This window comes from Faecalibacterium sp. 9, assembly GCF_048320955.1.
Lineage (GTDB): Bacteria > Bacillota > Clostridia > Oscillospirales > Ruminococcaceae > Faecalibacterium > Faecalibacterium wellingii.
In genome coordinates this window covers 449,354-469,733 of the sequence record NZ_JBLWGB010000003.1, presented here as the reverse complement: position 1 = coordinate 469,733, position 20,380 = coordinate 449,354, and the positions used below count along the sequence as shown (strand labels likewise).

At 60.6% G+C, this 20,380-nt stretch carries 20 protein-coding genes; 10 read left to right on the top strand and 10 right to left on the bottom strand.

The genetic code is table 11. The annotated features are described in order from the left end of the window. From ACKXF9_RS14705 to dapF, 3 genes are all read right to left on the bottom strand, one after another. A complete protein-coding gene (locus ACKXF9_RS14705; protein WP_339395265.1) occupies nucleotides 1-420 on the bottom strand; it encodes a GntR family transcriptional regulator in 420 nt (139 codons plus the stop codon). An 83-nt stretch (nucleotides 421-503) separates the two neighbouring features. Continuing rightward, the gene (locus ACKXF9_RS14700; RefSeq protein ID WP_249237013.1) at nucleotides 504-1,691 is read right to left on the bottom strand and encodes an LL-diaminopimelate aminotransferase; all 1,188 of its coding nucleotides are present in this window, start codon (nucleotides 1,689-1,691) and stop codon (nucleotides 504-506) included. A 182-nt stretch (nucleotides 1,692-1,873) separates the two neighbouring features. Then, nucleotides 1,874-2,713: a diaminopimelate epimerase gene (gene dapF, locus ACKXF9_RS14695; protein WP_418266627.1), complete on the bottom strand. Its 840-nt coding sequence runs from the start codon at nucleotides 2,711-2,713 to the stop codon at nucleotides 1,874-1,876. Between the two features lie 296 nt (nucleotides 2,714-3,009). On the opposite strand from dapF, the gene acpP reads away from it, so the two are divergent. Together acpP and proS are read left to right on the top strand one after the other, a co-directional pair. Next, the gene (gene acpP / locus ACKXF9_RS14690) at nucleotides 3,010-3,246 is read left to right on the top strand and encodes an acyl carrier protein (protein WP_044953468.1); all 237 of its coding nucleotides are present in this window, start codon (nucleotides 3,010-3,012) and stop codon (nucleotides 3,244-3,246) included. A 122-nt stretch (nucleotides 3,247-3,368) separates the two neighbouring features. Then, the gene (gene proS, locus ACKXF9_RS14685) at nucleotides 3,369-4,808 is read left to right on the top strand and encodes a proline--tRNA ligase (protein ID WP_348583149.1); all 1,440 of its coding nucleotides are present in this window, start codon (nucleotides 3,369-3,371) and stop codon (nucleotides 4,806-4,808) included. A gap of 118 nt (nucleotides 4,809-4,926) precedes the next feature. On the opposite strand, the gene ACKXF9_RS14680 is transcribed toward proS, so the two are convergent. From ACKXF9_RS14680 to ACKXF9_RS14670, 3 genes are all read right to left on the bottom strand, one after another. Continuing rightward, the gene (locus ACKXF9_RS14680) at nucleotides 4,927-5,808 is read right to left on the bottom strand and encodes an aldose 1-epimerase family protein (protein ID WP_418266626.1); all 882 of its coding nucleotides are present in this window, start codon (nucleotides 5,806-5,808) and stop codon (nucleotides 4,927-4,929) included. A gap of 95 nt (nucleotides 5,809-5,903) precedes the next feature. Next, on the bottom strand, nucleotides 5,904-7,052 hold the full coding sequence (locus ACKXF9_RS14675; protein ID WP_418266625.1) for a sensor histidine kinase: 1,149 nt from the start codon (nucleotides 7,050-7,052) through the stop codon (nucleotides 5,904-5,906). Beyond that, the gene (locus ACKXF9_RS14670) at nucleotides 7,049-7,726 is read right to left on the bottom strand and encodes a response regulator transcription factor (protein ID WP_044953424.1); all 678 of its coding nucleotides are present in this window, start codon (nucleotides 7,724-7,726) and stop codon (nucleotides 7,049-7,051) included. The genes ACKXF9_RS14675 and ACKXF9_RS14670 overlap by 4 nt, the downstream gene beginning before the upstream one ends. Before the next feature lie 151 nt (nucleotides 7,727-7,877). Between ACKXF9_RS14670 and ACKXF9_RS14665 the strand changes: the two genes are divergently transcribed. The 6 genes from ACKXF9_RS14665 (at nucleotide 7,878) to ACKXF9_RS14640 (ending at nucleotide 14,676) form a co-directional block, all read left to right on the top strand. After that, nucleotides 7,878-8,021, top strand: a complete 144-nt coding sequence (locus tag ACKXF9_RS14665; protein ID WP_337678835.1) for a CD1871A family CXXC motif-containing protein — start codon at nucleotides 7,878-7,880, stop codon at nucleotides 8,019-8,021. Then, complete coding sequence (locus ACKXF9_RS14660) at nucleotides 8,014-8,904, top strand: 4Fe-4S binding protein (protein WP_005939881.1); 891 nt, start codon at nucleotides 8,014-8,016, stop codon at nucleotides 8,902-8,904. Before ACKXF9_RS14665 ends, ACKXF9_RS14660 begins: the two co-directional genes overlap by 8 nt. A 4-nt stretch (nucleotides 8,905-8,908) precedes the next feature. After that, nucleotides 8,909-9,808, top strand: a complete 900-nt coding sequence (locus tag ACKXF9_RS14655) for a TlpA family protein disulfide reductase (RefSeq protein ID WP_418266624.1) — start codon at nucleotides 8,909-8,911, stop codon at nucleotides 9,806-9,808. Nucleotides 9,809-9,936: 128 nt separating this feature from the next. After that, entirely contained in the window at nucleotides 9,937-12,540 is a 2,604-nt protein-coding gene (locus ACKXF9_RS14650; protein WP_418266623.1) for a peptidoglycan-binding protein, read from the top strand. A gap of 3 nt (nucleotides 12,541-12,543) precedes the next feature. After that, nucleotides 12,544-13,236 (top strand): peptidoglycan-binding domain-containing protein, encoded by a 693-nt coding sequence (locus tag ACKXF9_RS14645; protein ID WP_418266622.1) that lies wholly within the window; start codon nucleotides 12,544-12,546, stop codon nucleotides 13,234-13,236. A 246-nt stretch (nucleotides 13,237-13,482) separates the two neighbouring features. Next, nucleotides 13,483-14,676, top strand: a complete 1,194-nt coding sequence (locus ACKXF9_RS14640; RefSeq protein ID WP_418266621.1) for an aminotransferase class I/II-fold pyridoxal phosphate-dependent enzyme — start codon at nucleotides 13,483-13,485, stop codon at nucleotides 14,674-14,676. Nucleotides 14,677-14,714: 38 nt separating this feature from the next. Here the strand turns inward: ACKXF9_RS14640 and ACKXF9_RS14635 are convergent, their stop codons facing one another. The 3 genes from ACKXF9_RS14635 to ACKXF9_RS14625 all read right to left on the bottom strand — a co-directional run bounded on the left by ACKXF9_RS14635 (nucleotide 14,715) and on the right by ACKXF9_RS14625 (nucleotide 17,152). After that, nucleotides 14,715-15,677 carry a D-2-hydroxyacid dehydrogenase gene (locus tag ACKXF9_RS14635; protein ID WP_418266620.1) on the bottom strand — a complete coding sequence of 321 codons (963 nt, stop codon included), beginning with the start codon at nucleotides 15,675-15,677 and terminating at the stop codon, nucleotides 14,715-14,717. A 23-nt stretch (nucleotides 15,678-15,700) separates the two neighbouring features. Continuing rightward, the gene (locus ACKXF9_RS14630; RefSeq protein ID WP_418266619.1) at nucleotides 15,701-16,339 is read right to left on the bottom strand and encodes a hypothetical protein; all 639 of its coding nucleotides are present in this window, start codon (nucleotides 16,337-16,339) and stop codon (nucleotides 15,701-15,703) included. An 87-nt stretch (nucleotides 16,340-16,426) separates the two neighbouring features. Further along, nucleotides 16,427-17,152 (bottom strand): NAD-dependent protein deacylase, encoded by a 726-nt coding sequence (locus ACKXF9_RS14625; RefSeq protein ID WP_339395204.1) that lies wholly within the window; start codon nucleotides 17,150-17,152, stop codon nucleotides 16,427-16,429. 87 nt (nucleotides 17,153-17,239) lie between these two features. On the opposite strand from ACKXF9_RS14625, the gene ACKXF9_RS14620 reads away from it, so the two are divergent. After that, the gene (locus tag ACKXF9_RS14620; protein WP_418266618.1) at nucleotides 17,240-17,710 is read left to right on the top strand and encodes a methylated-DNA--[protein]-cysteine S-methyltransferase; all 471 of its coding nucleotides are present in this window, start codon (nucleotides 17,240-17,242) and stop codon (nucleotides 17,708-17,710) included. Between the two features lie 68 nt (nucleotides 17,711-17,778). On the opposite strand, the gene ACKXF9_RS14615 is transcribed toward ACKXF9_RS14620, so the two are convergent. Beyond that, entirely contained in the window at nucleotides 17,779-18,789 is a 1,011-nt protein-coding gene (locus tag ACKXF9_RS14615) for a GDSL-type esterase/lipase family protein (protein WP_418266617.1), read from the bottom strand. A gap of 349 nt (nucleotides 18,790-19,138) precedes the next feature. Between ACKXF9_RS14615 and ACKXF9_RS14610 the strand changes: the two genes are divergently transcribed. Continuing rightward, nucleotides 19,139-20,362 carry a 6-phosphofructokinase gene (locus ACKXF9_RS14610; protein ID WP_418266616.1) on the top strand — a complete coding sequence of 408 codons (1,224 nt, stop codon included), beginning with the start codon at nucleotides 19,139-19,141 and terminating at the stop codon, nucleotides 20,360-20,362. Nucleotides 20,363-20,380: the final 18 nt, after the last annotated feature.

The following is a 20,380-nucleotide window of genomic DNA, read 5'->3' as shown; positions in this document are numbered from 1 at the left end:
TCAGCCCTCCCACAGCAGTTCCAGCATCTCCCGCAGCTCTTCCCTGCTCAGCCCGCAGGATACGGACAGGCGGACGGCTTCGGTAAGGTGCGCTTCAATTTTTTTCAGGTTCTCTTCCCGCAGCAACTCGGTGTTTTTAGGGGCTACAAAAAAGCCCTTTGCCGGTACTGCGTAAAGGAAGCCCTCTTTTTCCAGTTCATCGTAGGCGCGCTTGGTGGTAATGACGCTGATGCGCAGATCCCGTGCCAGCCCCCGGATGGAGGGCATGGCCTCGTCCGGCTGCAAAGCCCCGCTGATGATCTGCTGCTTGATCTGGTTGTAGATCTGGTCATAGATGGGCGCGCCGCTTTTGTTGTTGATAAACAGTTCCATCGGCTGCTCCTTTGGCTCTTGTGTTTTATCTGTATATACACAGTATATACAGCAGATACAGATTTGTCAAGAGAATGCGCAAAAAAATACACCCGCCGTCCAAAACGGACAGCAGGTGCATTTTTTAGGTTTTACAGTGCCTTGATGGCGGTCTTGATGCGCTCGGCGGCCATCTTAGTCTTTTCGGCGTCACCAAAAGCGGTCAGGCGGAAGTAGCCCTCGCCGCACTCGCCGAAGCCCACGCCCGGGGTACCGACCACGCCGCAGTTTTCCAGCAGCCAGTCGAAGAACTCCCAGCTCTTCATGTTACCGGGGCAGCGCAGCCAGATGTAGGGGCTATTCTTGCCGCCGCAGTACCACACGCCGCACTCATCCAGAGCGTCCGCGATGACCTTGGCATTCTTGCGGTAGTAGTCCAGATTCTGCTGGATCTCGGCCATTCCGCTCTCGGTGAACACCGCAGCGGCGGCGCGCTGTACCACGTAAGGCACACCGTTGAACTTGGTGGTCTGGCGGCGCAGCCACAGCTTATTGATGTTCATGCCCTCGCGCTCCAGCTCCTTGGGCACCACGGTGTAGCCGCAGCGGGTGCCGGTGAAGCCTGCGATCTTGGAGAAAGAGCAGATCTCAATGGCGCATTCGCGGGCCCCCTCGATCTCGAAGATGCTGCGGGCGAGGTTCTCGTCCGAGATAAAGCACTCGTAGGCGGCATCGTACAGGATGATGGCATTGTTCTTGCGGGCGTAGTCCACCCAGACCTTCAGCTGGTCGCGGGTGTAGGCGGCACCGGTGGGGTTGTTGGGGCTGCAGATATAGATGATGTCTGCCTTTACGTTCTCGTCCGGCATACCCAGGAAGCCGTTCTCCTGACCGGTGCGGCTGTAGATGATCTTACGGCCATCGGTCACGTTGTCGTCCACATAGGTGGGGTAAACGGGGTCCGGCACCAGCACGGTGTTGTCCACATCGAACAGGCCCAGCACATTGGCCAGATCACTCTTGGCACCGTCCGAAATGAAGATCTCATCCTCTGCCAGCTGGGTGCCGCGGCCTGCATAGTAGCCCTGAATGGCCTGCTTCAGGAAGGGGTAGCCCTGCTCCGGGCCGTAGCCGTGGAAGCCTTCCTTCGTGCCCATTTCGTCGGCAGCGTCATGCATGGCCTTGACCACGCACTTTGCCAGCGGCTGGGTCACATCGCCGATGCCCAGACGGATGATCTCCTTCTCCGGGTGTGCTTCCTGATAGGCAGCCACCTTGTGGGCAATGTCCACGAACAGGTAGCTGGCCTTCAGCTCGTTATAGTGTTTGTTCATCTTCATAGTACTTTCCCTCGCTTCTGTTTTGGTATGACCCTCTCAGTCATCTCGCGTCCGCTCGATGCCAGCTCCCCCGAGTGGGGGAGCTTTTTTGTTGTGAAGAAAAACTTTTCCTCTTGATGTGGAAAAGCTCGCCCTTCGGGAGAGCTGTCGCCGTCAGGCGACTGAGAGGGTTCTCGTTTTTCTTACACTTCCGTCGTGCCCTCGCACACGGTCTCGGCGGCGCCGGTCATCAGCAGCTGTCTGCCGGGCAACACCCGGATGGTCAGCACACCGCCCCGCAGCTGCACATGGATGTCCTCCCCTGCCGGGCAGATGCCCAGCTCGGTCAGGGCTGCCACGGTGGCGCAGGTGCCGGTGCCGCAGGCCCATGTCTCGCCGCTGCCGCGCTCCCACACCCGCATTTTCAGGTGGGTGGCATCCACCACCTGCACAAACTCGGTGTTGATGCGCTCCGGGAAGTTTGCGTGGTGCTCAAAGCCGGGGCCAATGTCCTCCAGCTTCAGGCTGTCCACATCCTCCACCACGGTCACGCAGTGAGGATTGCCCACGCTGATGCAGGTCACCTGCCAGTCTTTCCCGTCCACGGTCAGGGTCTTATCCACAAGTGCGCCATCTCCCATGTTCACCGCCGGCAGGTCAGCAGGCATGGCACTGTAAGCCCCCATCTCCACCTGCCACAGGCCCGCGCCCTTGCGGGTGACAGTCTTCAGACCGCTGAGGGTATCAATGGCAAGGGTCTCTTTGGAGATGCCGTGGGTATACAGCCACTCGGCCACGCAGCGGATGCCGTTGCCGCACATCCTGCCCTCGCTGCCGTCGGCGTTGAAGATGCGCATCATGCCGTCGGCTCCCGCCGACTGCGCAGCGCAGATGCAGATGATGCCGTCGGCTCCGATGGAAAAATGCCGCCGGGACAATTTTTCGGAAAGGGCTGCGATGTTCTCCGGCACACCGCTTTCGCGGCAGTCCAGATAAATATAGTCGTTGGCGCAACCCTGCATTTTGGTAAATGAAAGCTTCATGTTCCATTCTCCTTATTGGTGAACAGTCCGTTCACCTGAACTCACTTCTCTATAATGATAAGAAACCCGGGGGCTTCTGTCAAGCGAAAATATGCGTTTTGGAACTTTTTTCGTGTTCCCGGACGGGAAAGCGAAAACAGGGCTTGACAACAGCCACGGCATGGGATATAAAAAAAGAGAGCGTTCTGTACAGCCCGGTGGAGCCGCGCAGCATCCGCAGGCGCACTATCACAGCGCCGCACCCACGGCCCCAGTGTACAGACCAGCAAAACAACTGCAAAAAGGAGACCACAGGAATGGATACTTTTGAAAAAATCCGTGCATTGCTGGCGGAGCAGCTGGACGTCGATCCGGCAAAGATCACGATGGACAGTGACATCATGAGCGATTTTGAGGCCGACAGCCTGGACATCGTGGACATGGTGATGACGCTGGAGGATGAGTTCGGCATCGAGGTGCCGGATGACGCCATCGAGTCCCTGCGCACCGTGGGCGATGTGGTAAACTTTGTGGACAGCCACGCGCAGAACTGATTTCAGTCGAAAAGCCCCGTTCTCCGCGCTGCGGCACCCGGCCGCGGCTGCAGGCGGGGCTTTATTATGGTTCGTGCGGAACGCACAGCGTTTGGCGCACGGCCTTGGGAGGATAAATACAAATGGCAAAAGATTCAAAGAAGCTCGTACAGGCGATCACCAGTCAGGAAGAAAACTTTGCACAGTGGTACACCGATATCTGCGTCAAGGCAGAACTGGTGGAGTATTCCAGTGTGAAGGGTTTCATCATCCTGCGCCCCTATGGTCAGGCCATCTGGGAGCTGATCCAGAAGGACATGGATGCCCGCTTCAAGGCCACCGGTCATGAGAACGTGGCAATGCCCGTGCTGATCCCGGAAAGCCTGCTGCAGAAGGAGGGCGAACTGGTCAATGGCTTCGCGCCGGAGGTGGCGTGGGTCACAATGGGCGGTTCCGACAAGCTGGAAGAGCGTCTGGCCGTGCGTCCCACCAGTGAGACCATGTTCTGCGACCACTGGTCCCGCGTGCTGCACAGCTACCGCGAGCTTCCCATGAAATACAACCAGTGGTGCAGCGTGGTGCGCTGGGAAAAGACCACCCGTCCCTTCCTGCGCAGCCGCGAGTTCTGGTGGCAGGAAGGCCACACCATCCACGAGACTGCCGCCGAGGCGGAGGCTGAGACCCAGCAGCAGCTGAACTGCTACGCAGACGTCTGCGAGCAGGATCTGGCCATTCCCGTGGTGAAGGGCCGCAAGACCGACAAGGAAAAGTTTGCCGGTGCCGAGGCCACCTACACCATCGAGGCCATGATGAAGGACGGCAAGGCCCTGCAGAGCGGCACCAGCCACTACTTTGGCGACAAGTTCAGCAAGGCTTACGACGTCACCTTTACCGGCCGCGACAACCAGCTGCATCATCCGTTCCAGACCAGCTGGGGCGTTTCCACCCGTTTGGTGGGTGCCATCATCATGACCCACGGCGACGACGACGGCCTGATCCTGCCCCCGGCAGTGGCCCCCATTCAGGTGGTGGTGGTACCCATTGCTGCCCACAAGCCCGGCGTCAGCGAGAAGGCTGCCGAGCTGGCTGAAAAGATCAGCAAGTATGCCCGCGTGAAGCTGGACGACAGCGACAATGCCCCGGGCTGGAAGTTCTCTCAGTGGGAGATGAAGGGCGTGCCCCTGCGTCTGGAGATCGGCCCCAAGGATCTGGAAAAGAACCAGTGCGTACTGGTGCGCCGCGACACCCGCGAAAAGGTCTTTGTTTCTCTGGACGAGCTGGAAACTGCCATCCCCGCCCAGCTGGAGGCCCTGCGCAAGGACCTGTACGAGCGTGCTCTTGCCAACCGCGAGAAGCGCACCTGGGCTGCCACCACCATGGACGAGGTGAAGGAGCTGGCCAAGGCAAACACCGGCTACATCAAGACCATGTGGTGCGGCGACCTTGCATGCGAAATGAAGATGAAGGAAGAAGCCGGCCTGTCCAGCCGCTGCATGCCCTTTGAGCAGGAGCACCTGAGCGATGTGTGCCCCTGCTGCGGTAAGCCCGCCAAGACCATGGTCTACTGGGGCGTGGCATACTAAGCTTTCCTTTTACTGACAGCACAAAAGCTCCCGGAGCATTTCGATGTTCCGGGAGCTTTTTCTTGTTTGCAGAACTCCTTCCGTCATCGCTGGCGAGCGAAACGAGACTGAGGGAGTTTTATCGTTCAAACGTGGTGCTCAGTGTGGTCTCCCAGCTTTCACCCGGGGCAAGGCAGGCGGCGGCTGCACGCTGGCTCCACGCCTGCGGGTCGGTCTCAGCGGCGGGCAGGCTGTGCCACGGCTCGATGCACACAAACCGCACCGGCTTTGCGGGAGCCGACCAGATGAGCGAATAGGGGTAGCCTTCCACATTGCAGGTGATCTTGCGGCCGGTGTCCTTCTCACAGATGCCGATGGTGCCGGTGCGCAGGCCCGCCATGCAGAAGCTGTCGTTTGCGAACAGATCATCGGTCAGCTGGATGGCCTGCTGGTTCTTCCACTGGTAATAGCATCTGCCGCTCAGCAGACCGTTGGGGCGGGCGTCGAGAATGACCGGGCTCTCCGGCCGGTCAAAGCGGAACTCGTAGTCTGTGGTAGTGTGCTGATCGTCGAAGGGAATGTTGAACGCAGGGTGATAGCCGATGCCGAAACGCAGCTCCCCGCTGCCGGGGTTCGATACGGCCAGCGTGTGGTGCACAGTCTTCCCGTCCAGCCGGAAGGTGCTGGTGAGCACAAAATCAAAGGGGAAGCGCTCGGCCTTGATGGCGTCATCCGAGCGCAGCTCCAACTGGATGGTATCGCCCTCGGCCTTGAGCAGGGTGTGCTCCATGTCCCGGGCAAAGCCGTGCTGACCGCCCTTGTACGTTTTGCCGTCCACCTCAAAGGTACCGCCGGGCAGCTTGCCCGTCCACGGGAACAGAATGGGAGCGTGGCGCTTCCACACAGCCGGGTCGGCCTGCCACAGCAGCTCTTCGCCTGCGGCGTTCTTCAGGCTGACAGCCTCTGCACCGTGGGTGTCCACCGTGAGGGTCAAAAATTCGTTGTGAATGGTTGCCTGCATTGCTGTATTCTCCTTTGTCCTTCTTATTTTCCGGGGTCTTCTGCTTCCAGTATACTCCCCCGTGTGCCAAAAATAAAGTCCCAGTCCGCCCAGTTTCAGCAGGGCTGTGCCAGCGGCAGGGTGACTGCAAAGGTAGTGCCGTTTTCGCTGCTGCGTTCCACGGTCACACTGCCGCCATGCAGCACGGCGATCTCCCGCACAAGGGCAAGGCCAAGCCCAACGCCGCCCATCTCCCGGCTGCGGGACTTATCCACCCGGAAAAAGGGCTGGAAGATGCTTTCCCGGCAGTCTGCGGGGATACCCGGGCCGGTATCTGCAACGCGCAGTACAGCAGTCTGCTTTTCCTGTTGCAGGGTGACGCGCACCGCACCGCCGGGGCGGTTATACTTGATGCCGTTTTCCACCAGATTGAACACCAGCCGGTAGATCAGCGCATCGCTGCCCACCATGCCAAGTTCCTCGCAGTCCTGCTGCAAAGAGATATTGTTTTTCTGGGCAAGGGGGGTCAGGTCGGTCAGGATCTCCTCCACCAGCGGCGCAAGGGCGATCTGGTCGGTGCGGGAGACTGATTGCAGATTGCTCATCTCTAATAAAGTGCGCACAAGAGCGATCAGGCGGTCCAGCTGCTCCCGCAGAGAGCGGATCAGCCCGGCAGTTTCGGCGTCCATGGCCGGGTGCTCCTCTGCAAACAGTTCCAGCTTCGTCTGCAAAATAGCCAGCGGGGTGCGCAGCTCGTGGGCGGCATTGCCCGCAAACTGCCGCTGCAACTCAAAGGACTGCGCCAGACCATCCAGCATCCGGTTCACCGACCGGCTCAACTGCCCGAATTCCTGCACAGTGTTTTCGTCCAGACGGGTGGTGGCGATGCTGTCCTGATCGACCTGCTGCGCCTGCTGCGCAAGCTGCTGTAACGGTTTCAGCGCTCTGCCGCTGACAAAATAAGCAATGGCAGCGCTGACGATGGTGACCACGACGGTGATGCACCAGCCCTTGCGGCCAAAGACCACCTTTGCATCGTAGACTTCCTGCGAAAAATGCGCCAGCAGACTGGACATTTCCTCCTGCGGGATCTCGATGGTCAACGGATCCGCACTGCCGGGCTGGTACTGCATCATAAAGCCGTTGAGGGCATCCATGCCGGTAACGCCGGTGCGGTATAAAAGCAGGTTCATGCACACGCAGGCGCAGGCGATGAGCAGCGCGGTCAGCAGGGTGATGCGCCATTGCAGGGACAAATGTTTCATTGTACCTCGCCTCCGATCTCGTAGCCTTCCCCGATGCGGTTGCGGATGGGGTCGTAGCCCAGCGCCGCCCGCAGCTTTTTGCGCAGGGCAGAGATATGCACCCGGATGGAGTTGCTGAAGCTGTCTACACTGCCATCCCAGACGTGCTCGATGAGTTCTTCCTGACTGACCGGGCGTCCCTGATGCAGCAGCAGATATTCCAGTACGCCGCTCTCCTTCCGCGTCAAAGCAAGGGTCTGACCGTCCACAGCAGCAACGCGGCTGCGGGTGTTGAAGCTCAGCCGTCCACAGCACAGACAGACGTCTTGCTGAATAAATTTGCGCCGGGTCAGGCTGCGCACCCGGGCTTCCAGCTCTGCAAGGTGAAAGGGCTTGGAAAGGTAATCGTTCGCCCCGGCATCCAGCCCCTCCACTTTATCTGCGATTTCACTGCGTGCCGACAAGATCAGCACACAGGTCTCAAGGTCGTGCCGGCGCAGGGTGCGCAGCACCTGCATTCCGTCCACCTTGGGCAGGTTGAGGTCCAGCAGTACAAGGTCGTACCGCTCTGCTGCCAGTGCCTCCAGCGCGGCCTCGCCGTCTGCACAGGCATCCACCTCGTACCCGGACAGCCGCAGCTTTCGGGCAATATCCTCCCGCAGGGAGTGCTCGTCCTCTACCACCAAAAGGCGCATCTTTGTTTTCCACCTTTCCCATAAAAATTGCGTTTTTTCTTCATTATAACAGATTATAACAGACGGTGTTAAGATTCGTGTTAAGATTTTCTTAGCAGAGATTTTATCCCGCATGGTGTATACTGATGCCATCAAACAACAGGAGGCTATGATGTTCATGACAAAAAAACAGGCGCAGCTGCTTTTGCTTGCCGCCGGGGTTCTGATGCTGCTGTTCGGCTTATGGCGGGGCGAGGCAGACACCGTATTTTCAAAAGCCATCCGGCTGTGTATGGAGTGTGTGGGCATTGGATAAGAAAAAGAAAAAGCTTTCTCCCCTTGCTCGCTTCCGGGGCTTTATACAAGCCGGGGCTACCCTGCTGACCAATCTCCACCTACCCAATTTTGCAAAAGGAGCGCTGTATCAGGGCGGCGGAAAATACGTCTGCGTGCCGGGGCTGAACTGCTATTCCTGCCCGGGCGCGGCCGGTGCCTGTCCGGTGGGAGCATTCCAGGCGGTGGTGGGCTCTTCCAAGTTCCGCTTTTCCTACTACATTACCGGCATCCTCATCCTCTTTGGGGTGCTGCTGGGGCGGTTCATCTGCGGTTTCCTCTGCCCATTCGGGTGGTTTCAGGAGCTTTTGCACAAGATCCCATCCCCCAAGCTTTCCACCAAAAAGCTGAAGCCGCTGCGCTATTTAAAGTATGCGGTGCTGCTGGTCATGGTGGTGCTGCTGCCTTTGCTGGCGGTCAATGAGCTGGGCATGGGCGACCCCTTCTTCTGCAAGTATCTCTGCCCGCAGGGCGTGCTGGAGGGTGCCATTCCCCTCTCCCTGACCAATGCGGGCATCCGCGCTGCGCTGGGCAAGCTGTTCACATGGAAGGCCTGCATCCTGCTGGCGGTCATCGTGGGCAGCGTGGTGTTCTACCGCCCCTTCTGCAAGTGGCTGTGCCCGCTGGGCGCGTTCTATGCGCTGCTGAACAAGGTCTCGCTGTTCCAGATGCGCGTAGACACCCACAAATGCGTCTCCTGCGGAGCCTGTGCAAAGGCTTGCAAGATGGACGTAGACATTACCAAGACCCCCAACCACGCCGAATGCATCCGCTGCGGGATGTGCATGAAAGCCTGCCCCACGGACGCCATTCAGTACAAGTTCGGGCTGGGGGACCAATCAAATACCGAAACAACAAAGGAGTAAAGCCATGAAGATCCATCGTATCGCCGCACTTTTTCTCAGCCTTGTGCTGGCTTTCAGCCTTGCCGCCTGCGGGCAGGGCGCATCTTCTGCATCTTCTGCATCTTCTGCATCCTCTGCATCCTCTGCTGCCGCTTCCTCTGCGGCAGCAGAAAGCAAAACCGAGGAGCAGCTGCTGGCCGAGGAAAACGAGATCCTTTCTGCAAACGATGCTCTGTGGGAGAAAGTGTTCTCATCCATGGACAAAAACGTGACCGAAACCACGATCAGCGCCAACTACGGCGATTTTCTGCTCAGCGCTGTGGAAAAGGCCAAAGATCAGTTCTCGGACGAGGAGTACAAGACCCTGACCGCAGATGCCGAAAAGATTCGTGCCATCGAGGAGCAGATCGCCGCTCTTGCCCCCGCAGAGGATGCCGCTTCCAGTGCCGCCGCACAGGGCACCGCCTTCCCCAAGTTTGAGGGCAGCGATTTAGAGGGCAACCCGGTGGACAACAGCCTGTTTGCGGGCAACGCCTTTACGGTGGTGAATTTCTGGTTCAACGGCTGCAAGCCCTGCGTGGAGGAGTTGGACGACCTGAACGCCCTGAACGAGAAGGTCAAGGCACAGGGCGGTGAGGTCATCGGCATCAACACCGAGACGCTGGACGGCAACCAGCAGGGCATTGATGCCGCCAAAAAACTGCTGGAGACAACGGGCGCAAGCTACCGCAACATCTACTTTGCCTCCGGCAGTGAGGCCGGCAAGTTTGCACTGAACATCATGGCCTTCCCCACCACTTACGTTTTTGACCGGGACGGCAACGTTGTGGGGCAGCCCCTGCTTGGCGGCATCGACAAGGAAGAAAACCTTGCCGCTCTGCAAAAAAATATCGACGCCGCCCTTGCCAAGGACAGCGCCAAATAAACCTTTCTCCCCTGCCGCCTTCGGGCGGCTTTTTTATTTGCGGTGTGCATTGCCATGCACGCCCGGGTGCCGGACGGAATACGCTGTGGGAGAAGCATTCCATTCTCACAGCAAAGGAGCATCCGCCTATGAAAAACACCGGCATTCTACGCATTCAGGCTTTCGGTGCCCGTCAGTCCTCGCCCATCGAGGGTGTTCTCGTCACCGTGTCCGGCAACGGCTTTACCGCTCAGCGTATCACCGACGAGACCGGCACCGCTGCCGATCTCTCCATTGAAGCCCCCTCTTGTGCGCTGTCCCTGCAGGAGGACAACACCATCCGGCCCTATGCCGTTGTGGACCTGACTGCCGCAAAGGCAGGCTTCCGCACCGTGCGCATTCAGGGTGTGCAGATCTTTGCCGGGCAGGTCACACTGGCCCAGCCGGAGATGATCCCTGAGACCGAAGAGGATCGCGACGTGGTAAACCCGCCCATAGTCATCCCGGAGCATTCACTATTCACCGGCGACGGCGGCAGCGGCCCGGACCCCATGGAGAACTGCGTGCCCCGGGTGCTGAGCCGAGTCATCATCCCCAAGAACATCACGGTGCATCTGGGCAAGCCTGCAGCATCCGCACGGAACGTGACCGTCTCCTTCCGGGATTATATTGCCAATGTGGCGTCCAGCGAAGTGTATCCCACATGGCCGGAGCAGGCCCTGCGGGCCAACATCCACTGTCAGATCTCGCTGGCTTTGAACCGCATCTACACCGAGTGGTACCCCAGCAAGGGCTACACCTTCAACATCACCAACTCCACCAGCTACGACCAGTATTACGTTCACGGACGCACGGTGTTCGACGTGATGGTGCGCATCACCGACGATATCTTCAACACCTATCTCCGCAAGACCGGCACCGTGAACCCCTACTACTCCGAGTACTGCGACGGTAAATCGGTCACCTGCCCGGGGCTCAAGCAGTGGGGCACGGTCTCGCTGGCCAATCAGGGCCGTAACGCCTTGCAGATCCTGAAGTATTACTACGGCAACGACATTGAGATCATCCGCACCTCGAACATCCAGTCTATCCCCCAGAGCTACCCCGGTTCGCCCATCCGGCAGGGCGACAGCGGCACAGCAGTGTTCACCCTGCAGCGCCAGCTGAACCGCATCACCAAGGACTATCCCTTCCTCGGTCTGCTGACTGTGGACGGCGTGTTCGGGGCCCGGATGGCTGCCACGGTCCGGGCGTTCCAGAAGCAGTTCAACCTGACCGCTGACGGCATGGTGGGGCGGCAGACATGGTACAAAATCAGCTATATCTACGTCTCGGTCAAAGATCTGGCCGAGCTGACCAGCGAGGGCGAGGTGTCCAGCGGCACCCTCTCGGACGGCACATGGGGCGGCACCGTGCTGCGCACCGGCTCCACCGGCAGCGCCGTGGAGCAGCTGCAGTTCTGGCTGAACACACTGGCCCAGTACACTTCCTCCATCCCATCGGTCACGGTGGACGGCGTGTTCGGCAGCGGCACCGCCGCAGCGGTGCGGGCCTTCCAGCGCAAATACGGCCTGACCGTGGACGGCGTGGTGGGGCAGCGCACATGGACCGAGCTGTACGACCAGTTCCGCAGCATCCAGTCCGACAACGGCACCCCCAACGCCTACCCGGGCACCGCCCTGCGGGAGGGTGCAAGCGGACAGAATGTGCGGCTGGTGCAGTTCTGGCTCAAGATCGCGCGCACGGTGTACTCGAACCTGAACAACATCACGGTGGACGGCAAGTTCGGCAGTGCCACCACAGCGGCAGTCAAGCGGTTCCAGACCTACTTTGGCCTGACCAGCGACGGTGTGGTGGGCCGCAATACGTGGTTGAAGCTGTACGAGGTGTACAACGATATCGCCAACATGCTGCTTTCCTCTTCCCTGCGCCCCGGCGAGTATCCGGGCGTGCTGCGCAAAGGCTCTTCCGGCACAGCGGTGCGGGAGCTGCAGTTCTACCTCTATCTCATGAGCGCCTACGAGAGCAGCATCCCGGCCATTGGCATCGACGGACAGTTCGGTGCTTCCACCGAAGCTGCCGTGCGGGCCTACCAGCGCTTTGCGGGGCTGACTGTAGATGGCATCGTGGGCTGCACCACATGGAACAGCCTGTACGACAAGGCGTCCACCCTGCGGGCATCCGGGCCGGTGATCACCCTGAAGCGCCTGCCCTACCCCGGCACACCGCTGGCGGTGGGCTCTTCCGGCAGTGCGGTGCTGTACTACAGCCTGCTTTTGCAGCGCATCGCCTACTATTATTCCAGCGTGGAGGCCCCGCCCCTTTCGGACCGGTACACCGACGAGACTGCCGCCGCCACCCGCAGCGCACAGGAGCTGCTGGTTCTGCCGGAGACTGGCATCGCGGACGACGAGACATGGACGGCGGTGGAAGCGCTGAGCCTGCAACTTGCCGCCGAAATGCCCAACCCCGACCGCAGCATCGGGCATGGCCCGGTCTACCCGGGCCGGGCCATCGGCGCAGGCAGCGTGGGGCCGGACGTGGCGCAGGTGGAGACATGGCTGAACGGGCGTTCCTGCCTGTACTGCACCGAGGGCTATGTGACCGAGAACCGCCGCTTCGGCCCGGAAGAGACTGCCGCCGTCCGGCTGGCACAGCAGCGGGCCGGGCTGCTGGTGACCGGCACCGTGGACCACGGAACATGGGCCGCGCTGCAGGCCCAGAGCTGCCCACACTGCAGCAAGGAGGAATGAGCGATGGCACGTCTTCTGATCTACGACGCCTACGAGAATAAGGTCTACACCTACGCGAACCTGAACGAGAACGACCCCATGCCCTACAGCACCAGCACCACCCTGCGGGTGCGGGAGTTCCGGGGAAAATCTGCCAGCCCCACCCTGTGGACCACCATTGCGGCCATGGAAGCGTGGAACCTGACCCGCCGCAAGTACGGCAAGGGCATCCCGGTGGGGTATGCCTTCCGCCGCATCTGGGAGGGCGGTCACGGCACCCGCAGCCAGCACTACGCGGGCGTATCCTTTGACGTGGGCCAGAGCCTGACCCAGACTGCCCGCACGGCCATCTACAATGCGGCCCGGGGCACCGGGGCATGGGGCTATGTGGAGCCGCTGAGCCAGACCCCCACATGGGTGCACATGGACCGCCGCTACGGCACGCCCGCCTGCAGCGGCACCACGGCAGGCTACCCCACCCTGCGGCGGGGAAGCCGCGGCTGCTATGTGATGATCCTGCAGGACGCGCTTTCCACTCTGGGCTACCAGACCGGGAGCCGCATCGACGGCATCTTCGGTGCCCGGACGGAGGAAGCGCTGAAAGGTTTCCAGCGGCGCACGAGCCTGCGTGTGGACGGTGTGTGCGGCTGCAGCAGCTGGAAAAAGATCAGCACCGCCGTCATCGGCGTGGGGCGGACAAAAACGACGATCGATTGATAAACCCTCTCCGTCTCGCTTCGCTCGCCAGCTCCCCCGAAAGGGGGAGCTCTTTTGCATCTGATGGTTTGCACTCATAAAGCTCGCCCTTCGGGAGAGCTGGCACGGCGTCAGCCGTGACTGAGAGGGTTTTCTTCCCGTGAAACATCCTTCGCTTCCCATCACCGAAAGTTGAAACTTTCTCCCCCATCTGCCCTTTTCGTTGCGCAGGCAGGCAAAACGTGCTAGAATAGCCCTATTATCAAAATGATCCGTGTTAAAGAGGGGTATCAGGATATGCAATTTTCCAAACGACTGGATCTGTTCGGCGATGAGATCTTCGCCGCACTGAACGAACGCAAGGTGGATCTGGAAGCTCAGGGCCGTACCATTTATAATCTGAGCGTCGGCACACCAGACTTTGCGCCTGCCGAGCACATCCGCAAGGCCATGATGGACGCAGCCGCCGACCCGCAGAACTGGAAGTACAGCCTGCGCGACCTGCCTGAGCTGCTGGATGCTGTGTGCGGCTACTACAAGCGCCGCTTCGGCGTAGAGATCATGCCGGATCAGGTAGCCAGCTGCGCCGGCAGTCAGGAGGGCGTGGGCCACATCGGCATGGTGCTGTGCGATGAGGGCGACACCGTGCTGCTGCCCACCCCCTGCTACCCGGTGTTCATTGCGGGCAGTCTGCTGGGCGGCGCAAAGCCGTGGTATTACCCGCTGACCAAGGAGCATGGCTTCCTGCCTTACGTGAAGGATATCCCGGAGGATGTGGCCCGCAAGGCAAAGTACATGATCGTCTCCCTGCCCGCAAACCCGGTGGGCAGCGTGGGCACGCCGGAGCTGTACGCCGAGCTGGTGGCCTTTGCAAAGAAGTACGACATTCTCATCATCCACGACAACGCCTACAGCGACATCATCTTTGACGGGGCCGTGGGCAACAGCTTCTTCAACACGCCCGGTGCCATGGATGTGGGCGTGGAGTTCTTCAGCCTTTCCAAAAGCTTCAACGTCACCGGTGCCCGCATCAGCTTCCTTGTGGGCCGCAGGGACGTGGTAGCTGCCTTTAAAAAGCTGCGCGGTCAGATCGATTTCGGCATGTTCCTGCCGGTGCAGAAAGCCGCCATCGCCGCCCTGACCGGCCCGCTGGACATGGTAAAGGCCCAGTGCGGCCTGTACCAGCAGCGCCGCGACGCCCTGTGCGGCGGTCTGCGTTCCATCGGCTGGAATGTGCCGGACAGCCACGGCAGCATGTTCGTGTGGGCTCCCATCCCGGCAAAGTATGCAAAGAGCATGGACTTCTGTCTGGAACTTGTGGAAAAGAGCGGCGTGCTGTGCACCCCGGGTTCCAGCTTCGGCCCCTTGGGCGAAGGCTATGTGCGCTTTGCCCTCACCCTGCCGCCGGAGCGCATTGCCGAGGCGGTGCAGTCCATCAAGGCAAGCGGCGTTCTGGACTAAAAAATAACGGGAACGTCCATGCGGCGTTCCCGTTATTTTTATGCGTTCACAATGTTCTCTCCTGCGCCATCCAGCCATGTGCGCAGGTTGTTGGTGGTAATGTCCATCAGCCGCTGCAGAGCTTCGTTGGTGGCCCATGCGATGTGCGGCGTCAGCAGGGCGTTGGGCAGGCCCCGCAGCGGGCTTGCCTGCGGCAGCGGTTCAGTGCCAAAGGCATCGGCACCGTAAAAGCCAAGCTTCCCGTTTTTCAGCGCATCGGCCACGGCCTGCTCGTCCACCAGCGCACCGCGGGCGGTGTTCAGCAGGATCATGCCGGGCTTTGCCTTGGCAAGGGTGGCCGCGTTGATCAGCCCCCGTGTTGCAGGTGTTGCCGGGCAGTGCAGGCTGAGCACATCGCTGCGGGCCAGCAGGGCGTCAAAGTCAACGAACTCCACCCCGTCGGCGGCGTACTCCGGCCGCACGGTGCGGGTGCACACCAGCACCTCCATGCCAAAGGCTCTGGCAATGCGGGCGGTCTGCCGCCCAATGCTGCCGTAGCCGTAGATGCCAAAGGTCTTGCCCAGCAGCTCTACCTGCGGCAGCAGCCGGTAGGCAGCGGGATCTTCGGTGCGCCACCGGCCGTCCTGCACAAGACGGTCATAGCGGTCGGCACACTGGCAGATGGCCAGCAGCAGGCTGAAGGTCATCTGCGCCACACTGTGCGTAGAATAGCCCGGCACATTGGCCACGGCCACGCCATGTCGGCGGCAGGCCTGCAGGTCAAGGTTGTCGGTGCCGGTGGCGATGATGCCCACCCACCGGAGCTTCGGGCACCGGGCCAGAACGGTTTCGTCGATGCGGCACTTGTTCAGGAACACGATCTCTGCATCCACGATGCGCGGCACCACCTCCTCCGGCGCGGTGCGCCCATAGCGGGTGACGTCCGGCACCAGCGCTTCCACGCCCGACCAGTCCAGATCTCCCTGTTGTATAGCATAGTCTTCCAAAACAACTGCTTTCATTTGAACTTCCTCCCCCTTTTATTTTACACGGGATACAGCGCCAGCACCGTGCCCTGCGGGCTCTCGCGGCTTTCCAGCGCGGCATAGCCCCGGGCCAGCAGGATGGCAATGTGCACCCGGTCTGCCAGCGGCACCCAGACCGGCGGCTGGTTCTGTCCCAGACAGCCCGCCTGCAGCCAGAAGCAGGGGGCCAGACTGTCCAGCGGGCGGATAGCCCGCAGCGCGAACCCCTGCCGCAGGTACAGCGGCAGCACTTCTTCGGCAGCGCACTCCACTACAGCCCACCGCACCCGGCCCCGGGCCAGCTGTTCCTGCCGGGCGGCGGCAGCAGCCAGCAGCGGTGCAAGGGTCCCGACGGCACGGCTGTCCGGCCCGGCCGCTGGGGTGAGAAAGTACCCGCCCGCCGTGCAACCCCAGCCCAGAAAGCTACGCAGGGCAGCCGCTGCGGCCACATCGGCGTCCATGGGCAGCAGGATGCATCCGGCACCGGGAGCGCCCCGCACACCGCCGGTGCCCCATGCCTCGCCTACTGTCAGCATCCGCAGCACCTCGCTGCGCGGGCGGTACACACAGCTCACTTCACCTCTGACCAGCTGACAGAACTCTTCTGTTGAAAGCCGCCTTACCTGCCGCGTGCGCGGCGGGTCACAAACCTGGATCATTTGGTTTCCCCCATTCTTTTCGTTATGCTCTCAGCATACCGGACCGGGGGCGAGAATCGGCGCGAAACAGGGCCGTTCTTTTTTGTTTTACAGATCCAGCGTTACGTCCTCGCTCAGCACCTGACCAATGGGCTTTGCAATGCACAGGTCGGCTTCGGCATCGGCCCCGGTGGGCTGCATGTTGATGACCACCAGATGGTCGCCCCGGAAGTACCGGATGAGCCCCGCTGCCGGGTACACCACCAGACTGGTGCCGCCGATGATGAGGGTATCCGCATGACGGATGGCGTTCACCGCACCGGACAGCACCTCTTCGTCCAGCCCTTCCTCATACAGCACCACGTCAGGTTTTACGATGCCGCCGCATTCGGTGCAGCGGGGCACGCCGGTGCTGTCTGCAATAAAGTCCACATCGTAGAATTTGCCGCACCGGGTGCAGTAGTTGCGCAGGGTGCTGCCGTGCAGCTCGTACACCGTGCGGCTGCCCGCCGCCTGATGCAGGCCGTCGATGTTCTGGGTGACGACCGCTTTCAGCCTGCCCTCCCGTTCCAGCTTTGCCAGCCGCAGGTGGGCCGCGTTGGGCTTTGCCCCCTTCACGATGAGCTTATCGCGGTAAAAACGGTAAAACTCCTCCGGGTTCTCCTCCCAGAAGGTGTGGCTCAGGATGGTTTCCGGCGGGTAGGCGTACTTCTGATGATAAAGTCCGTCCACACTGCGGAAATCCGGGATGCCGCTCTCGGTGGAAACGCCCGCCCCGCCAAAGAACACGATGCTGCTGCTTTTGGCAATGATTTCTTCCAATGCCTGTACCATAACAAAAAACGCCCCTTTCGCCGGATGTACATTTGTGTTAAGATAGCTTTAGTATAACACAAACTCACAGGAAAGGAAGCGCAGCTTTTGAACGTCTGGTATGTGAACAGCATTCTGGGCACCTTCCGGCTGGAAGAGGAGGACAATGCCATCTGTGGACTGGCCCTCTGCCCGGACGGGGTGCCGGAGCTGGAGCCCCTGCCCCGCAAGGTATGCGAGACGCCCCTTCTGCAGGAGGCCGAGGAACAGCTGAACGAATACTTTGCCGGGGCGCGCAGGGAATTCGACCTGCCGCTGGCCCCCAAGGGCACCCCCTTCCAGAAAGCGGTCTGGGCCGAAATGTGCCGCATCCCCTACGGCGAGACCCGCACCTACGGCCAGCTGGCCGCTGCCATTGGCAGGCCCTCTGCCTGCCGGGCCGTGGGCGGAGCCTGCCACAGCAACCCCATCGCCATCCTTCAGCCCTGCCACCGGGTGGTGGGCCGCAGCGGCCGCCTGACCGGCTATGCCTATGGCGTGGAGATGAAGCAGTATCTGCTGGAACTGGAGCAGGAGTAAGCCTTGCAAACGAAAAAGAGCCATTGCACACCCGTTTCGTGCAATGGCTCTTTATTTTTCACTCCGTTTTACTGTGCGCTGTACACGCTGCCCATCGTCCAGGAATTGTCCGCGCTGTACTTTGCATGGTTGCGCAGGTAGGTGACCCACGCGCCATAGCCGTTGCCGGCGCTCAGATGCACACCATCCGGTGCGGCAAGCATCTCCTTCAGGTTGCCCTCGCCGTCTGCAAGGGTCTCCCACAGGTCCAGATAGACGCAGCCCTTGCTGGCTGCCAGCTGAGCCAGCTGCTCGTTCACACCGTGCAGCACATCCGATGCAAGGCCGGGCTTTTCAGCAGCTGCCGAGGGTCGCACCGGCGGGATAGACTGCACGTAAATGGTGCAGCCATCGCCCAGCGTCTGGCGCAGCATATCCAGCATCTGGCCATAGTAGGCAAGGAAGCGGTCTGACGCGCCCAGTGTGGTGAGGGTGTTGGTGCCCAGCAGGATATACAGCTTTTTGGGCTGCGCTGCGGCCAGCACATCCAGTGCCACCTCCTGCCCGCGGGTGGGGCTCTTGACCGCGCTGCGGTTCACGATGGCATCCGGGCCCACGCCGGTATAGCCGCAGATGAGCGCCCCGCCCAGATTGATCTGGTAATCCGAGAAGCCCACGGTCAGGCTGTCGCCCAGAAAAGCCGCATCCGCAAAATAGCTCAGGTCCACCTGCCCGCAGCTGGGCTGACGGATCACACTGGCGTCATAGGCCTTTACGGTGTACGCTCCGGCGGTCTGCTTTGCCGGGCCAAATGCTTCCAAGGTGACGGCGTCCGGTGTGCCGATACTGCTGTCCGGTGCGGCACTGCTGCTGTCTGCCTCGCCCTGCATGGGCAGCGGGGCCAGAATGTTCTCGGCAATGCCGCCTGCATTGGTGGACGGGGTATCGTCCGCACCCTCTGCGCCTTTTTCCAGAATGGCGGTGATGGCGTAGGATACCAGCAAAATTGCGATCACTGCGCCCAGAAAGCGCAGCCTGCCGCTGACGGTGCCGTGCCGTGCCCGGCGCGGTGCCGAATGATATTCGTGTGAAATGCCCATGGTTTTTCCAGCTTTCTCCAATTTTCCCCCGCAGAGGGGGACTTTTACCGCCCCCGGAGCGGTCTGTTTTTTATTTTATCATAATTTTTTTGCCTGTGCAACCAATTGGGTCTTGCATACAACAGGCAAAACAGGTACAATAAGGATGTGGCAATTTTGCACATTTTACAAAAAGCGTGTGCACGTGCCGCAAACTTTTTTGTATCACTTGCAAGGTGCGGTCTGTTTACCGTCGGTCTGCGGGCAGTGCAGGGCCTCAGGACCATTTTCCCATGCAAAGCGGCGCGGAAGCCGTATCTTGCAGGCGGCGTAAAAATGATAAGAATGAAATTTGCAAAAGGAGGTTCTCATGGCCAAGAACGTGATCATTGGTCAGAGCGGCGGCCCTACCGCCGTGATCAACTCCAGTCTGGCGGGCGTGTACAAAGCAGCCTGCAGTCTGGGCGCAGACAAGGTGTACGGCATGAAGTACGGCATCGAGGGTCTGCTCAAGGAGGAAATGCTGGAGCTGAACGTCCTGCTGGACGACCGCATGAGCATCGAACTGCTCAAGCGCACCCCGTCCAGCTATCTGGGCAGCTGCCGTTACAAGCTGCCGGACCCGGATGTGGACTCCACACCCTTCATCAAGCTGTTCACCCTGTTTGACAAGTACGACATCTCCGCGGTGTTCTACATTGGCGGCAACGACTCCATGGACACCATCGCAAAGCTTTCCCGCTACGGCGATCATGTCGGCAGCAGTGTGCGGTTCATCGGTGTGCCCAAGACCATCGACAACGACCTGTGTCTGACCGACCACACCCCCGGCTACGGCTCTGCCGCCAAGTACATCGCCACCATTTTAAAGGAAGTCATCCGGGATTCCTCCGTGTATGACATCCGCAGCGTGACCGTGGCCGAGATCATGGGCCGCCACGCGGGCTGGCTGGCCGGTGCGGCCTGCCTTGCCGGCGGCGACGACTGCGAGGGCCCGGATCTGATCCTGCTGCCTGAGGTGCCCTTCGATCAGGACAAGTTCCTTGCCCGGGTGGACGAGCTGCAGCGCCGCAAGTCCAACGTCATCATCGCTGCCAGCGAGGGCGTCAAGACTGCCGACGGCACCTATCTGTGTGATCTGGTGTCCACTGCCGGTCAGCTGGATGCCTTTGGCCACAAGGCCGTGCTCAGCGGCACCAGCCGCTATCTGTCCGACCTGATCCACGACAAGCTGAACTGCAAGAGCCGCGCCATCGAGTTCTCCACTCTGCAGCGCTGCGCCAGCCATCTGGCCAGCCGCACGGACGTGAACGAGGCCTACGCTGTGGGCGGTGCCGCAGCAGCCGCCGCCTTTGCGGGCGAGACCGGCCGCATGATCGCGCTCAAGCGCATTTCCGCTTATCCCTATCAGTGCATCACCGAGTCGGTGGATGTGCAGCAGGTGGCAAACCTTGAAAAGAAGGTGCCGCTGGACTGGATCAGCCCCGACGGGATGCAGGTGACGGCTGCTTTTGAGGAGTATGCCCGTCCGCTGATCCTGGACGAGGTGACCCCCGTTTACGTCAACGGCACCCCGCGCCACATCCGTCTGTAACCCCTTTTCCCGCGTCTG

Excerpts from the sequence above, each read along its gene's own strand:
- ACKXF9_RS14670 (WP_044953424.1), bottom strand. The coding sequence starts at position 7,726 with ATGCGCCTTTTGGTGGTAGAGGACGAGCACTCCCTGCGGGAGGATATT.
- ACKXF9_RS14630 (WP_418266619.1), bottom strand. The coding sequence starts at position 16,339 with ATGATCCAGGTTTGTGACCCGCCGCGCACGCGGCAGGTAAGGCGGCTT.
- proS (WP_348583149.1), top strand. The coding sequence starts at position 3,369 with ATGGCAAAAGATTCAAAGAAGCTCGTACAGGCGATCACCAGTCAGGAA.
- ACKXF9_RS14650 (WP_418266623.1), top strand. The coding sequence starts at position 9,937 with ATGAAAAACACCGGCATTCTACGCATTCAGGCTTTCGGTGCCCGTCAG.
- ACKXF9_RS14640 (WP_418266621.1), top strand. The coding sequence starts at position 13,483 with ATGATCCGTGTTAAAGAGGGGTATCAGGATATGCAATTTTCCAAACGA.
- ACKXF9_RS14680 (WP_418266626.1), bottom strand. The coding sequence starts at position 5,808 with ATGCAGGCAACCATTCACAACGAATTTTTGACCCTCACGGTGGACACC.
- acpP (WP_044953468.1), top strand. The coding sequence starts at position 3,010 with ATGGATACTTTTGAAAAAATCCGTGCATTGCTGGCGGAGCAGCTGGAC.
- ACKXF9_RS14635 (WP_418266620.1), bottom strand. The coding sequence starts at position 15,677 with ATGAAAGCAGTTGTTTTGGAAGACTATGCTATACAACAGGGAGATCTG.
- ACKXF9_RS14610 (WP_418266616.1), top strand. The coding sequence starts at position 19,139 with ATGGCCAAGAACGTGATCATTGGTCAGAGCGGCGGCCCTACCGCCGTG.
- ACKXF9_RS14615 (WP_418266617.1), bottom strand. The coding sequence starts at position 18,789 with ATGGGCATTTCACACGAATATCATTCGGCACCGCGCCGGGCACGGCAC.
- ACKXF9_RS14700 (WP_249237013.1), bottom strand. The coding sequence starts at position 1,691 with ATGAAGATGAACAAACACTATAACGAGCTGAAGGCCAGCTACCTGTTC.
- dapF (WP_418266627.1), bottom strand. The coding sequence starts at position 2,713 with ATGAAGCTTTCATTTACCAAAATGCAGGGTTGCGCCAACGACTATATT.
- ACKXF9_RS14665 (WP_337678835.1), top strand. The coding sequence starts at position 7,878 with ATGTTCATGACAAAAAAACAGGCGCAGCTGCTTTTGCTTGCCGCCGGG.
- ACKXF9_RS14645 (WP_418266622.1), top strand. The coding sequence starts at position 12,544 with ATGGCACGTCTTCTGATCTACGACGCCTACGAGAATAAGGTCTACACC.
- ACKXF9_RS14675 (WP_418266625.1), bottom strand. The coding sequence starts at position 7,052 with ATGAAACATTTGTCCCTGCAATGGCGCATCACCCTGCTGACCGCGCTG.
- ACKXF9_RS14655 (WP_418266624.1), top strand. The coding sequence starts at position 8,909 with ATGAAGATCCATCGTATCGCCGCACTTTTTCTCAGCCTTGTGCTGGCT.
- ACKXF9_RS14625 (WP_339395204.1), bottom strand. The coding sequence starts at position 17,152 with ATGGTACAGGCATTGGAAGAAATCATTGCCAAAAGCAGCAGCATCGTG.